Source organism: Pseudomonas sp. SDO5271_S396 (assembly GCF_054071795.1).
Map to the genome: position 1 here is coordinate 1 of NZ_JBSVWB010000042.1, position 14,272 is coordinate 14,272.

The window sequence follows — 14,272 nt, forward strand, 5'->3', positions numbered from 1 at the left end:
CGGGTTCACACGGTCAAAATGTGGGAGCTGGCTTGCCTGCGATGGCTCCCTAAAGAACACTCCAAAACCCACAGTAAAAAATAGATATCAATTGCGAACCAATCTCATCCTCTGCTAGCTTGCGCACTTCCTGAACCCTCCGTTCTTCTCAAGGTAGTGCTGTGCCCTCCTGGAATTCGCAGATCGCGCGTCTGTTCGCGGAGCAGAAGAAAGCCCTCGAAGCGTTCGTCACGCGCCGCACCGGCAGCGCACAGGTGGCTGCGGACCTGACCCAGGAATCGTTCCTGCGCCTGGCGCGTCTCGACTCTGGCGAGAAGATCGACAACCTCCCGGCCTTCCTCTTCACCATTGCCAGCAACCTGGTGCGTGATCACCAGCGTCAGGCGATTCGCCGCGAGCGTCTGGACGCCGGCGAACCCAGTGAAGAATTGCCTTGCACCACCCCAGGCATCGATGAGCAACTGGCCGTCTATCAGCAGGAGCAACTGATGCAGGACGCAATCCTGGCGTTGCCCGAAGCGACTCGGCAGATCTTCCTGCTTTATCATGTCGACGAACTTTCCTATCGCGAGATTGGCGAGCGCCTGTCGATCACTCCGCGCAGTGTGGAATACCAACTGCGTCGTGCCCTGATTGAATGCCGCGCCTACATCAAGACGCGACTCGCCAGCGACACACAAGGACGTCGGTCATGACCGCTGCACACACTGCCGACGCGCTGTTCGAACAAGCCTGCGGTTGGTATTTCCGCCTCCAGGCCGAGGATGTCACGCCGGCCGAAATGGAGGCCTTTGCGGCTTGGCTCGGGCAGGGTCAGGCTCAGGATGATGCCTGGCAGGAAGTGCGGGCGATGCTGGGTGGTCTGCGTGAACCGGCGCGGGTGATCCGTCGCACCGAACAGGCCGCCTGGCGCAAGCCGCTACGACGCTGGGCCTGTGCCGCCGCCGTGTTGCGTGCCGCCGCCGTGTTGCTGACGGTGGGGCTGACTGTGCAGAACACCCCCTGGCTGGACCGCCTGCGCGCGGATTACGCCACCACGACCGGTGAGTCGCGCACGGTCGACCTGGCTGACGGCTCCCGGTTGCAGCTCAACACCGACAGCGCGGTGCAAGTGCGTATGAACGGCGGTGAACGCCAGATTCGCCTGCTGCGCGGTGAAGGTTTTTTCAGTGTGACCAAAGATCCCGCGCGGCCTTTCGTGGTGCAGTCCGGTGAGGGCTGGGTGAAGGTGGTGGGCACCCAGTTCAGCGTGGCGCGGCGGGATGCGCAGACGCGGGTTCAAGTGGCGCAGGGCAAGGTACAGGTCAGTGCGGGCAACGGTGAGCCGGTTTACCTGGAACCGGGGCGGGCGGTTGAGTATCAGGGCCAGCGTCTCGCCGCCATCCACGGGTTCGACCCGGCCAGCGGCTTCGCCTGGCGCCAACGCCAACTGGTGTTCCGCCAACAACCGCTGTCGGAAGTGGTCAGCGAGCTGAACCGCTACTGGCCTGGCAAAACCCTGGTGCTGGGCGAAGCGCTGCGCAATCGCGTGGTGTCTGGCGTGTTTGAAATCGACAAGCCCGACGCCGTGATCAAGGCGTTGGAGTACACCCTCAATCTGCATGCCGAACACTACACCCCGTATTTGCTGGTGTTTCGTGAAGGCAAAGCGTCCTGACGGCAACTTTCTCAAAATATTTTCAGGGTTTCCCGGAACGCCATCGTCCTTGATCACTGAGGCGCAAATAGTAAGCACTCTCAAGTAGTGCGGCGCCGATCACTGACTTTTTGCACTGGGGAGCACCATCCATGGCACACCGATACGCCGCACGGCCTTTGCTGGCACTGGCCATTTCCATGGCCTGCGGTACTGCGCCGCTGTACTTGCAGGCCGCCGAGACCACTCAGGCTCAAACCTATCGTTTCGATATTCCAGGGCAGAGCCTGGATGGTGCGCTGGCGGCATTTTCGTCGGTGACGCGGGTTCAGGTGCTGGTGTCGGGTGAATTGACCCAAGGTGTGGTTTCGCCCGGAGTGCATGGCAATCTCGGACAGCGCGAAGCCTTGGGCAAACTGCTGGCGGGCACCGAACTGAGCGCGGCGTTCATCAACGCGGACACGGTTACTCTGGAGAAACGCGTGGACACGGGCGGTGCCCTTGAAGTGGGCGCCACCACCATCAGCGCCGAACGCCTGGGTACCACGACCGAAGGCACCGGCTCCTATACCACGGGGGCCGTGACCCTGGGCAAGGGTGAGCAGAAACTCAAGGATATTCCGCAGTCGGTCAGCGTCATGACGCGCAAGCAGATGGATGACCAGAACACCACCAAACTGTCCGAAGTGGTCAAGCGCACGCCGGGCCTGACGGCGACCAAATCCCCCGGTCCCGGCCTGTTCATCTTCTCCCGTGGCTTCGAGGTCGGCACGCTGCAATACGACGGCGTGGGCATCCCGCGTAATACCTACACACTGGGCAGCTATCTCACCGAGAACATGGCGATCTACGACCGTGTCGAGACGCTGCGTGGCCCGGCCGCCTTGCTGCAAGGCGCCAACAGCCCCGGCGGCACCATGAACCTGGTGCGCAAGCGCGGCCAGCAAGCGCCCACCGTGACCGTCACAGCCAAGGCCGGCTCCTGGGACCATTACGGCACCCAAGTGGACGCCGGTGGCCCGCTCAATGCCGAAGGCACCTTGCGTGGCCGGTTCGTGGCGGATTACGACACCACCCAATCGTTCGTCGACTACGCGGGCGGCTGGAACCAGACGGTCTATGGCGCCGTCGACTATGACTTCACCCCGGACACGACGGTCGGCGTAGGCATCAGCAACCAGAAGGGCCATTCGCGCCCCAACTTCATGTCGTTGCCCCGTTATGCCGACGGCAGCGACATTGGCCTGTCGCGCTCGACCTTTGTCGGCGCCAGCTGGAACCGCGCCGTCAATAACCAGACCCAGGTGTTCGCTGACCTGGAGCATCGCTTCAATGACGATTGGAAAGTGAAGGCCGCGCTGGTCGCCATGGATGAGCACAACGACGCGACTTACCAGGCAACGTGGGACACCGTCCCCAACCCCGGCGACACGGGGGACGTGCGCTACATCGACTGGGTAACCGACTTCAATACCAAAAGTCGCGGTGCGGATGTGTACGTCAACGGCAAGTTCGACGGGCTGGGCTTCCAGCAGGAAGTGGTCCTGGGCGCGAACTATTCCAAACTGACCACCGACGATCAGTGGGCGCGGGCGGCAACGGCGGGGGCGGATATTTTCAACATCGACCACAATCGCCCGCAGCGCGATAAATACCAGTTGTTCCAGGCGGGAAACGCGTCGAAGAGCTGGTACGACATTCGCCAGAAAGGCCTCTACGGCACCTGGCGCGTCAAGGTGCTGGACCCGCTGACCCTGATCCTCGGGGCGCGCAGCAGTTGGTATGAGTACTCCTACATTGGCCAGAGCGGTCGCCAGGGTGTGTACAACGCGCCGGAAGAAAGCACCACGCAAACCTCCGGCAAAGTCACGCCGTATGCGGGCCTGGTATACGCCCTGAACGATGAGTGGTCGGCCTACGCCAGCTACGCTGACGCGTTCGAACCGCAAACCAACCTGACCACCTCCGGTTCGCTGCTCAAGCCTATCGAGGGCAAGAACTACGAGCTGGGTATCAAGGGGGAATTGGCCGATGGTCGGCTCAACACCTCGTTCGCCATCTTCCGCTACGATCAGGAAAACCGTGCTGTCCAGGATCTGCAAGGGCCGATGAACTGCAATGGCTGGTACTGCTCGGTGGCCTCGGGCAAGGTGCGTAGCCAGGGCTTCGAAGCCACCTTGGGCGGTGAAGTGTTGCCGGGGTTGCAGCTGGTTTCCAGCTACACCTACAACACCACCAAATTCCTCAAGGACGACACCTACGAAGGCAAAGTCTTCAGCACCTGGACGCCCAAGCATTTGCTCAAGGTCTGGGGTGACTACCAACTGCCGGGGGATTGGCGCAAATTCAGTGTCGGGGCAGGGGTGACAGCGCAAAGCAGTACCGTGGCGTATGACCGTACGTTCGATGTGCCGGGCAATGCCCTGTGGGATTCGCGGGTGGCTTACAAGATCAACCAGGAATTCACCGTTGCGGCGAACCTGAACAACCTGTTCGACAAGAAGTACTACATCCCGGCGTACAACGCGAACTGGGGCAGTAACTACTATGGTGATCCGCGTAACGTGATGTTCACGATGACCTACACCCCGCAGTTCTAAAATCTTACCCAATCCCCTGTGGGAGCGGGCTTGCCCGCGATTGCTGTCGTGAATTCACCACCGCTATCGCAGGCAAGCCAGCTCCCACATTTGAGCTTCAGTGTTTTGGAGCGTTTTTTCAGGCAAAAAAATGCCCCGCACCTGGCGGGGCATTTTCATGGGTGAAGCTTACAGACCGTCGAGCATCGCCTTGTTACGCACGGCACCCTTGTCGGCGCTGGTGGCCAGCAGGGCGTAGGCCTTCAGCGCGGTGGTGACTTTGCGCGGGCGCTTCTCCACCGGTTTCCAGCCTTTCTTGTCCTGCTCGGCACGGCGTGCGGCGAGTTCTTCGTCGCTGACCAACAGGTTGATCGCGCGGTTCGGAATGTCGATCAATACCTTGTCGCCATCCTGCACCAGGCCGATCGCGCCACCGGCAGCCGCTTCCGGTGAAGCATGGCCGATGGACAGGCCCGAAGTACCGCCCGAGAAACGGCCATCGGTCAAAAGGGCACAGGCTTTGCCCAGGCCCTTGGATTTCAGGTAGGAGGTCGGGTACAGCATCTCCTGCATGCCCGGGCCGCCTTTCGGGCCTTCGTAGCGGATGATCACGATGTCGCCGGCCTTCACTTCGTCGGCGAGGATGCCGCGTACGGCGCTGTCCTGGCTTTCGAAGATCTTGGCGTTGCCTTCGAACACATGGATGGACTCATCCACGCCGGCGGTTTTCACCACGCAGCCGTCGAGGGCGATGTTGCCGTACAGCACGGCCAGGCCGCCTTCCTTCGAGTAGGCGTGCTCGACACTGCGGATGCAGCCGTTTTCACGGTCGTCGTCCAGGGTGTCCCAACGGGTCGACTGGCTGAACGCGGTTTGCGTCGGGATGCCCGCCGGGCCGGCCTTGAAGAAGGTGTGCACGGCTTCGTCGTCGGTCTGGGTGATGTCCCACTTGGCGATGCCTTCGGCAATGGTCTTGCTGTGCACGGTCGGCAGGTCGGTGTGCAGCAGACCGCCACGGGCCAGGGAGCCGAGGATCGAGAAGATCCCGCCGGCGCGGTGCACGTCTTCCATGTGGTACTTCTGGATGTTCGGCGCGACCTTGCACAGTTGCGGCACGTGACGGGACAGGCGGTCGATATCGCGCAGGTCGAAATCGATCTCGGCTTCCTGGGCGGCGGCCAGCAAATGCAGGATGGTGTTGGTGGAACCGCCCATGGCGATGTCCAGGGTCATGGCGTTTTCGAACGCCTTGAAGTTGGCGATGTTGCGCGGCAACACCGACTCATCGTTCTCGCCGTAGTAGCGTTTGCACAGTTCGACGATGGTGCGGCCAGCCTGCAGGAACAATTGCTCGCGGTCGCTGTGGGTAGCCAGTGTGGAACCGTTGCCCGGCAGGGCGAGGCCCAGGGCTTCGGTCAGGCAGTTCATCGAGTTGGCGGTGAACATGCCGGAGCACGAACCGCAGGTTGGGCAGGCGCTGCGCTCGTATTCCGCAACCTTCTCGTCAGAAGCGCTGGAATCGGCGGCGATGACCATGGCGTCGACCAGGTCGAGGCCGTGGGAGGCGAGTTTGGTCTTGCCGGCTTCCATCGGGCCGCCGGACACGAAGATCACCGGGATGTTCAGGCGCAGGGCGGCCATCAGCATGCCGGGGGTGATCTTGTCGCAGTTGGAGATGCACACGATGGCGTCGGCGCAGTGGGCGTTGACCATGTACTCCACGGAGTCGGCGATGATTTCGCGGCTCGGCAGGGAATACAGCATGCCGTCATGGCCCATGGCGATGCCGTCATCCACGGCGATGGTGTTGAATTCTTTCGCTACGCCGCCGGCGCGTTCGATCTCGCGGGCGACCAGCTGGCCCAGGTCCTTGAGGTGGACGTGGCCGGGTACGAACTGGGTGAACGAGTTGGCAATCGCGATGATCGGCTTCTTGAAGTCGTCATCCTTCATCCCCGTGGCGCGCCACAGTGCGCGCGCGCCGGCCATGTTGCGGCCGTGGGTGGATGTTTTCGAGCGGTAATCTGGCATGGAGCACTCCGGGCGGCTAATCACTTACTAATCAGGTGCAAAGGGGAGTGAGCTTCTATTGACGTCTGGAACACTCAGAAATGGCCGTGTGTCCGGAAGTTGCCACTCGCGTCGCGGGATCGCCGCTTGCTTGGGCCTCGAGCTCATAAACCCGCCGGGGGATGACTGGCGATGAATAGCGTCGATTCTACACCGCTGGCGCCGGGAGGGAATGGCCGCAACCGTGAAGATAGCGCTTACAGGACGTGTGGCGGGCGGCGTGTCCAGGCATTCAGTGCGATGCCGGTGGCACTCATCATCAGGAAGCCAAGCGGCAGCACCGTAGCCACCTGCGCGCCTGACTGGCTGACCAGCCCGCTGATCAGTCCCCCCGAGACAAAAATGATCACGTTACCGGCCGCCGCGCTGGTACCGGCATTGCCTGGAAACAGTCCCATGGCGCGCGATGAGGATATGGGCCGGGTGATGGTGGTACCGGCGGTGCACAGAATCATCGGTACGATCACCGACACCACGCTCAGCCCCGAGAGACCATGGAGCAGCAGCATCAACACGGCGGCCAATGCGATCAGACCCAGCCCGGCCACGATTTGCGTATCGCCGTCCATCCATCGATTCATCCAGCCTGCGGTCATGCCACCCAGCACATAGGCTGCGCCGTACAGCAGCATTACCAGGGAAAACTGGTACGGCGTCAGGGCCAATTGCTCCATCAGAATGATCGGCGACACCACGATGAACGAGAAATGGCAGGCAAAGGCCAATGCCGAGATCAGCCAGTAGCTGACAAAGCGCCGGTCAGAGAACACCCGTGCGTAGGCCCGAAAAATTCCCGTACGTACCGCCGGGGCGGGCGTCGTGCCGTCGAGCAGTAACCATGCCTTGAGCACCAGTACCAGGGCGATGGCAATAAACACCTGAAAACTGCCGCGCCAGTCCAACCAGGTTTGCAGCCAACTGCCAAACAGTGGCGACACCGAAATGCAGACGCCACCGGCTGTCACGATCGCGATGCGCAGCCGTTCCTGTTCCTTGCCTACGAAGAGGTCCTGCACCAGTGCCTGGGACAGCACGAAACTGCCGCAGCCTATCGCCTGCACTACCCGGAAAAACAGAAACCAGGCGTAATCCTCGGCAAGCGCACATCCGGCAGCGCCGAGCGCGGCCACCGCCACACCGACTATCAGTAGCCTTTTCCTTCCCAGATTGTCGGACAGCGGCCCGATCAGCAGCAGGGAGCAGGACAATCCGATGGAAAACAGGCTGATGGACAGGGCGATGTCCGATACCGCCGTATCGAAATGTGCGGCCAGGGCGGGAAACGAGGGGAGTATCACGTCCAGCGGGAATACGCCGAGTACCGTCATGGTCATCAGCAAGAAGATGGCCGCTGTCTTGCGGGCGGGGGTGGCGAGGGTGGTCATCGGGGCAAAACTCAGTCCTTGAGCGAGGACGCAGAATTGATGTGAGGAGGGGGAAAGTCAATGCTCAGGAGTTTTGGAAATAGGCATGACGCAAAACCCTGTGGGAGCTGGCAAGCCAGCTCCCACAGGTTTATCCGCGCCAGGGTTTAGCTATTCGGCAACAACCGGCACGTAATGCTCTTGATATACCGCGTCTCGACAATCGCCGGGTGCACCGGATGGTCCGGGCCCTGGCCGCCGCGTTCGAGCATCTGGATATTGCGGTCCAGGTGGCGGGCGCTGGTCAGCAGGATGTTTTGCAGATCATCTTCCGGCAGGTGCATGGAGCACGAAGCGCTGACCAGGATGCCGTCCTTGCTGAGCAGGCGCATGGCTTGCTCGTTCAGGCGGCGGTAGGCGCCTTCGCCGTTTTTCATGTCTTTCTTGCGTTTGATGAAGGCGGGCGGGTCGGCGACGATGACGTCGAAGCGCTCTTCGGCGGCCTTGAGTTCCTTGAGGGCTTCGAACACGTCGCCTTCGATGCAGGTCATTTTCTCGGCGAAGCCGTTCAGCGCGGCATTACGCTCCACGCCATCGAGGGCGAACGCGGAAGCGTCGACGCAGAACACTTCACTGGCACCGAAGGCGGCGGCTTGCACGCCCCAGCCGCCGATGTAGCTGTACAGGTCCAGCACGCGCTTGCCTTTGGCATACGGTGCCAGGCGGGCGCGGTTCATGCGGTGGTCGTAGAACCAGCCGGTTTTCTGGCCGTCGATCACCGGGGCTTCGAACTTCACGCCGTTCTCTTCCAGCGCGACCCACTCCGGCACCAGGCCGAACACGGTTTCGACGTAACGGCCAAGGCCTTCGGCGTCACGGGCGGCGGAGTCGTTCTTGAACAGGATGCCGCTCGGTTTGAGTACCTGGGTCAGGGCGGCGATCACGTCGTCCTTGTGGGCTTCCATGGTGGCCGAGGCAATCTGCACCACGAGGATGTCGCCAAAACGGTCGACTACCAGACCCGGCAGCAGGTCGGAATCACCGTAGACCAGGCGGTAGAACGGCTTGTCGAACAGGCGCTCGCGCAGCGACAGGGCCACGTTCAAACGGTGCACCAGCAGGGACTTGTCCAGCGGCAACTTGATGTCGCGCGACAGCAGACGCGCGCAGATCAGGTTGTTCGGGCTCATGGCCACGATGCCCAGCGGCTTGCCGCCGGCGGTTTCCAGAACGGCCTGGTCGCCTGCCTGAAAACCGTGGAGCGGGGTGGCGGCCACGTCGATTTCGTTGCTGTAGACCCACAGGTGGCCGTTGCGCAAACGACGATCGGCGTTGGCTTTGAGACGCAGGCTTGGCAGGGACATGACGTCGCTCCGGAAAAAAGAGCGGGAGTATACCTGTTGCAGCGCGGTTCATGTGGGAGCGGGCTTGCCCGCGATGCAGACGGCGCGGTGTATCAGACGTACGGCGGTGCTGTCATCGCAGGCAAGCCAGCTCCCACATTTGACCGGGTTTCAATCGGGGTTTTGAGGTGTCGGTCAGCTTCCGATAGGGGTTAGAATCGCCGCCTAGTCCAGAGTATGTGCTTATGTCCCAAGAGCTTTCCGCCGAGCAGATCCAGCAGGCCCTGCAAGGCATCAGTGTGCCGCCCCAACCGCAAATCATGGTGGATTTGCAGATGGAGCAATACATGCCCGACCCGGACCTGGAGGTGATCGCGCGGCTGATCGCCCAGGACCCGGGCCTGTCCGGCGCCTTGCTGAAAATCGTCAACTCGCCGTATTACGGCCTGAGCAACAAGATCGCCTCGATCCAGCGCGCCGTGAACCTGCTGGGCAGCCGCTCGATCATCAACCTGATCAACGCCCAGTCGATCAAGGGCGAGATGAGCGACGACACCATCGTCACCCTCAACCGCTTCTGGGACACCGCCCAGGACGTGGCCATGACCTGCCTCACCCTGGCCAAGCGCACTGGCGCCCAGGCGGTGGACGAGGCTTATGCCCTGGGCCTGTTCCATGATTGTGGCGTGCCGCTGATGCTCAAGCGGTTTCCCGATTACATGACCGTGCTGGAAGAGGCGTATGCCAATGCCGGCGCCGATTGCAGGGTGGTCGATACCGAGAACAACGCCTTCAACACCAACCATGCGGTGGTCGGCTATTACACGGCCAAATCCTGGCGCCTGCCGGAGCATGTGACCGACGCCATTGCCAACCACCATAACGCCCTGGCGATTTTCAGCGATGAGTCGTCGCGCAATTCCCAGCTGAAAAACCTGCTGGCGATCCTGAAAATGGCCGAACACATCTGTTCCTCCTACCGCGTGCTGGGCAACCAGGCGGTGGACCACGAATGGAATGCCATTGGCCATCTGGTGCTGGACTACGTGGGCCTGTCGGACTACGACTTCGAAAGCATGAAGCTGTCGATCCGCGAACTCGGCGCCCACTGACCCGTTATTCAAGAGGTAGACATGCCAGAGTTGCCAGAAGTCGAAACCACTCGCCGTGGTATTGCACCGCACCTGGAAGGCCAGCGGGTCAGCCGCGTGGTGGTGCGTGAGCGGCGCCTGCGCTGGCCGATCCCGGAAGACCTCGATGTGCGCCTGTCCGGGCAACGCATCGTGCTGGTGGAGCGGCGGGCCAAGTACCTGCTGATCAATGCCGAGGTCGGCACTTTGATCAGCCATCTGGGCATGTCGGGCAACCTGCGTCTGGTGGAGGTCGGCATGCCGGCGGCCAAGCACGAGCATGTGGATATCGAGCTGGAGTCGGGCCTGGCCCTGCGCTACACCGACCCTCGGCGGTTCGGTGCCATGTTGTGGAGCCAGGACCCGCACAATCACGAATTGCTGATCCGCCTGGGGCCGGAGCCGTTGACCGACCTGTTCGACGGTGAGCGGCTGTTCCAACTGTCCCGTGGGCGTTCGATGGCGGTCAAGCCGTTCATCATGGACAACGCGGTGGTGGTGGGTGTGGGCAATATCTACGCGACGGAAGCGCTGTTTGCGGCGGGCATCGACCCGCGCCGCGAGGCGGGCGGCATTTCCCGGGCGCGTTATTTGAAGCTGGCGATCGAAATCAAGCGCGTGCTGGCCGCCGCCATCGAGCGGGGCGGCACCACGTTGCGCGACTTTATCGGTGGCGATGGGCAGCCGGGGTATTTCCAGCAGGAACTGTTCGTCTATGGCCGTGGCGGCGAGGCTTGCAAGGTGTGCGGGACCGATCTGCGCAATGTGGTGCTGGGGCAGCGGGCGAGTGTGTTTTGCCCCAAGTGCCAGCGCTGATCTTGTGTGAGTGCTGATGCCGTCTTCGCGAGCAAGTCGAAGCGTCGCACCGCAGCTCCCACATTCGACCGCATTCTTATGTTGGAACTCGGGTTAACTGTGGGGGCTGGCTTGTCGGGTCGCCGCATCGCTGCGATGAGGCCCTCAAGCCTTGCCGGTAATCTTCCGGTATTTCTCCATCAACTGCTCTTCCGTCTCCGGATGGGCTTCATCCAGTGGAATGCAGTCTACCGGGCACACTTGCTGGCATTGAGGTTCGTCGTAGTGGCCGACGCACTGGGTGCACAGGTTCGGGTCGATCACGTAGATCTCTTCGCCTTGGGAAATGGCAGCGTTCGGGCACTCGGGTTCGCAGACGTCGCAGTTGATGCAATCGTCGGTGATGATCAGGGACATGGAAACTCCTGCCAGGGCCGTCAGCCAAGGCATCTGAAAAACTAATGCGCGCAATTGTGCCGCATTGGCGCCCGCAGTGCGAGCAGGCGCCGATTGAGCGGTCTTACTTCTTGAAGCGCAGGGTCAGGGCGTCGGCCACGGCGGGGTGCACGAACTTGGTGATATCGCCGCCCAAAGCGGCAATTTCACGCACCAACGTCGAAGAAATGAACGAATAGCGCTCAGACGGCGTGAGAAACAGGCTTTCCACGTCCGGTGCCAGTTGGCGATTCATGTTGGCCAGCTGGAATTCGTATTCGAAGTCCGACACCGCGCGCAGGCCGCGCAGGAACACATTGGCGTTCTGCTCTTTGGCGAAATGCGCCAGCAACGTGGAAAAACCCACCACTTCCACGTTGGGCAGGTGTTTGGTGACCTCACGCGCCAGCTCCACGCGCTGTTCCAGGGGAAACAGCGGGTTTTTCTTGGGGCTGGCTGCGACCGCGATGATCACATGGTCGAACAGGCGAGAGGCGCGTTCGACCAGATCGCCATGGCCTTTGGTAATCGGGTCGAAGGTACCTGGGTACAACACTCGGTTCATCGCGTCGTCCTGGCGGAGTCCGTTGGGGAACCGGATGGTATCGCAGCCAATCCGGTCGGCCAAGTCAACTTATGCAGAAGAAAGCCGTATAGACACCCTGAATACCGAGTTTTTTCACGCTGTTTTCAGACGTTCGGCCAAGGCGGTCGCCAGTTGCGCGGTCAGTCCATACACCGACAATTGCGGGTTGGCCCCAATGCTGGTGGGGAATAACGAGCCATCGTGGATCGACAGGTTGCGCAGTTGGTGATGGCGACCGAGGCTGTCGGCCACCGCATTTTTCGGGTCTTCGCCCATGGCGCACCCGCCCATCACGTGGGCACTGCCCAGGCAGGTGCGGTGCAATTCCAGGTTGAGGCCTTCGATCAGCGTGCGGGCTTCGGCCAGGGTTTTCACGTAGCGCGCATCGTGGTGCAGGGGTTTGACCGACTTGGCGCCCGCCGCGAACTGGATCTCGGCCATGCTGTGAAACGCGCGGCGCAGGCCGTCCCAGGCGTAGTCCGAGACTTGATAGTCGAGCACCGGCGTGCCGTCTGCGCGCAATTCCACGCTGCCGCCCGGGCTGTCGGGGTGGAACCCGTCGCGCAGCAACGCCAGCATCGCGTGGGTGTTGGGCAACTGGCTCATGTCCAGGGCGTTCCGGGGGCCATAACCGCCAAGCAAAGTGCTGGCCAGCGCAGGATGTAAGGGCGGAGCCTCCAACTTGTACGACATTTTGCCGGTGGTACCGTCCTGCCACTGGAAATGGTCGGAGTAGATCGACTGCGGCGCGCCATAGAACGGGTTGATCACCTCGCCGAACAACCCGGCGGAGAAGTTCACCAGGTGCAGGAAGGTGCGTTTTCCCAGACGCTTGCCCGGGTCGGGCGCATCCGAGCGCATCAGCAATGCCGGGCTGTTGATGCCGCCGCCCGACAGCACGTAGTGCCTGGCTTTCACTGTGATCTTGCGTCCGGTCGGAGCCACGCATAGCGGGTCCATGGCCACGCATTCCAGGCTGGTGATCTGGTCGCCGCTGAATTTCAGACGTTCGGCGCGGGCCAGGTAGAGCAATTCCCCACCCTTTTCCAGGGTGGACGGGATGGTAGTCACCAGCATCGATTGCTTGGCGTTGACCGGGCACCCCATGCCGCAGTAACCCAGGTTGAAGCATCCGCGCACGTTGCGTGGGATCACGTGCCAGCTGTAGCCCAGCTGTTCGCAGCCTTTGCGGATCACATCGTTGTTGGCGTTGGGCGGCAGGGCCCAGGGCGCGATGCCCAGGCGCTGTTCCATTTTTTCGAACCAGGGCGCCATCTCGGCGCTGCTGTGGCCCTTGACCGCGTATTCGCTGGCCCAGTGGGCGAGGGTGGCGTCCGGGGTGCGGAAGCTGGAGGTCCAGTTGATCAAGGTGGTGCCACCCACGGCGCGGCCCTGCAGGATAGTAATCGCGCCATCCTTGCTCATGCGGCCGATGCCTTCCTGGTACAGGCTGGTGTAGGCCTCGTCTTCGAGCAGCTTGAAGTCGCTGCTGGTCTTGAGCGGACCTTCTTCGATCAGCAACACCTTGTAGCCGGCGGCACTGAGAATTTCGGCGGTGGTGCCGCCACCGGCGCCGCTGCCGATGATCGCCACGTCGGCTTCCAGGGTGAGGTCGCTGTCGAGGGCGGCGCCATTGTGGGTTTTCCAGCCACGGGCCAGGCCGTCGCGGAAAGGATCGGGTACGGGCATAGACATGCACTCTTATTTTTGTACGAAGTTACCGTCACTGTGGGAGCAGGCAAGCCAGCTCCCACATGTCTGATTGGGTTATCAACGCTAGATTTTGGGCGGCCCGGGGTAACCGCAATGGGCCCAGGACACCGGCTGGAAATACCAGGCCATGATGACCAGCTTGAGCAGCGAGCCCTGGCCCATGCGCAGCAGGTTCAGGTAGCTGTTTTCCCAACGGTTCAGGAAGTGGCGGATCTGTTCGGCAGTGGCGTTTTCCCAGCTGCCCCAGATGCCGGTCAGCGGGCCACGGGTGACGGCCATGCCCAATACGTCGAACAGTTGCTGGGTGAGCTTGAACATCTCGGGCGACAAGCGTTGCAGGCTGAAGTCGAGCTTTTTCAGGGTGTCTTCGATCCCCGCGACCACTTGCTCGGTGCTGGCCACGCCTTCCAGCAGCACCGGAATCACCGCGCGCAAGAACGGCAAGTCACTGCTGCGCAGCATGGCAAAACCGCTGGCCGGGGTGCTGCTGGAGCAACCGCTCAGGCTCGCGCCCAACCCGGCAGTGGCCAGGAACGCGCTGGCGCACAGGCCGATTTTGAGGACGCCGCGCCGCGACAGCGCAGGTGTTTCGGTCAGGCTTGGGTTCATTGTTATTGTTAT

General features: G+C 61.8%; 12 protein-coding genes. 5 read left to right on the forward strand and 7 right to left on the reverse strand.

All coding sequences use genetic code 11. From position 1 onward, the window contains the following. Positions 1-161: 161 nt before the first annotated feature. From ACW9IN_RS23215 to ACW9IN_RS23225, 3 genes are all read left to right on the forward strand, one after another. Positions 162-695, forward strand: coding sequence for an RNA polymerase sigma factor (locus ACW9IN_RS23215; protein WP_457368008.1), 534 nt, complete (start codon positions 162-164; stop codon positions 693-695). Beyond that, on the forward strand, positions 692-1,657 hold the full coding sequence (locus ACW9IN_RS23220) for a FecR family protein (protein WP_457368009.1): 966 nt from the start codon (positions 692-694) through the stop codon (positions 1,655-1,657). The genes ACW9IN_RS23215 and ACW9IN_RS23220 overlap by 4 nt, the downstream gene beginning before the upstream one ends. A gap of 131 nt (positions 1,658-1,788) precedes the next feature. Beyond that, positions 1,789-4,236 (forward strand): TonB-dependent siderophore receptor, encoded by a 2,448-nt coding sequence (locus ACW9IN_RS23225; protein ID WP_457368010.1) that lies wholly within the window; start codon positions 1,789-1,791, stop codon positions 4,234-4,236. A 168-nt stretch (positions 4,237-4,404) separates the two neighbouring features. Here the strand turns inward: ACW9IN_RS23225 and ilvD are convergent, their stop codons facing one another. The 3 genes from ilvD to ACW9IN_RS23240 all read right to left on the reverse strand — a co-directional run bounded on the left by ilvD (position 4,405) and on the right by ACW9IN_RS23240 (position 9,013). Next, positions 4,405-6,246, reverse strand: a complete 1,842-nt coding sequence (gene ilvD / locus ACW9IN_RS23230; protein WP_457368011.1) for a dihydroxy-acid dehydratase — start codon at positions 6,244-6,246, stop codon at positions 4,405-4,407. 236 nt (positions 6,247-6,482) lie between these two features. Further along, positions 6,483-7,670, reverse strand: a complete 1,188-nt coding sequence (locus tag ACW9IN_RS23235; RefSeq protein ID WP_457368012.1) for an MFS transporter — start codon at positions 7,668-7,670, stop codon at positions 6,483-6,485. A gap of 146 nt (positions 7,671-7,816) precedes the next feature. Continuing rightward, entirely contained in the window at positions 7,817-9,013 is a 1,197-nt protein-coding gene (locus ACW9IN_RS23240) for a class I SAM-dependent rRNA methyltransferase (RefSeq protein ID WP_457368013.1), read from the reverse strand. 278 nt (positions 9,014-9,291) lie between these two features. On the opposite strand from ACW9IN_RS23240, the gene ACW9IN_RS23245 reads away from it, so the two are divergent. Together ACW9IN_RS23245 and mutM are read left to right on the forward strand one after the other, a co-directional pair. Beyond that, the gene (locus ACW9IN_RS23245) at positions 9,292-10,104 is read left to right on the forward strand and encodes an HDOD domain-containing protein (protein WP_457368053.1); all 813 of its coding nucleotides are present in this window, start codon (positions 9,292-9,294) and stop codon (positions 10,102-10,104) included. A gap of 21 nt (positions 10,105-10,125) precedes the next feature. Continuing rightward, complete coding sequence (mutM, locus tag ACW9IN_RS23250; protein ID WP_457368014.1) at positions 10,126-10,938, forward strand: bifunctional DNA-formamidopyrimidine glycosylase/DNA-(apurinic or apyrimidinic site) lyase; 813 nt, start codon at positions 10,126-10,128, stop codon at positions 10,936-10,938. Between the two features lie 144 nt (positions 10,939-11,082). Here the strand turns inward: mutM and ACW9IN_RS23255 are convergent, their stop codons facing one another. From ACW9IN_RS23255 to ACW9IN_RS23270, 4 genes are all read right to left on the reverse strand, one after another. Then, positions 11,083-11,334: a YfhL family 4Fe-4S dicluster ferredoxin gene (locus ACW9IN_RS23255; protein ID WP_003195146.1), complete on the reverse strand. Its 252-nt coding sequence runs from the start codon at positions 11,332-11,334 to the stop codon at positions 11,083-11,085. Positions 11,335-11,437: 103 nt separating this feature from the next. Beyond that, on the reverse strand, positions 11,438-11,917 hold the full coding sequence (gene coaD, locus ACW9IN_RS23260) for a pantetheine-phosphate adenylyltransferase (protein ID WP_003176711.1): 480 nt from the start codon (positions 11,915-11,917) through the stop codon (positions 11,438-11,440). Positions 11,918-12,031: 114 nt separating this feature from the next. Then, a complete protein-coding gene (locus ACW9IN_RS23265; protein WP_457368054.1) occupies positions 12,032-13,627 on the reverse strand; it encodes a GMC family oxidoreductase N-terminal domain-containing protein in 1,596 nt (531 codons plus the stop codon). An 87-nt stretch (positions 13,628-13,714) separates the two neighbouring features. Beyond that, on the reverse strand, positions 13,715-14,260 hold the full coding sequence (locus tag ACW9IN_RS23270; protein ID WP_457368015.1) for a twin-arginine translocation pathway signal protein: 546 nt from the start codon (positions 14,258-14,260) through the stop codon (positions 13,715-13,717). Between the last annotated feature and the right edge of the window lie 12 nt (positions 14,261-14,272).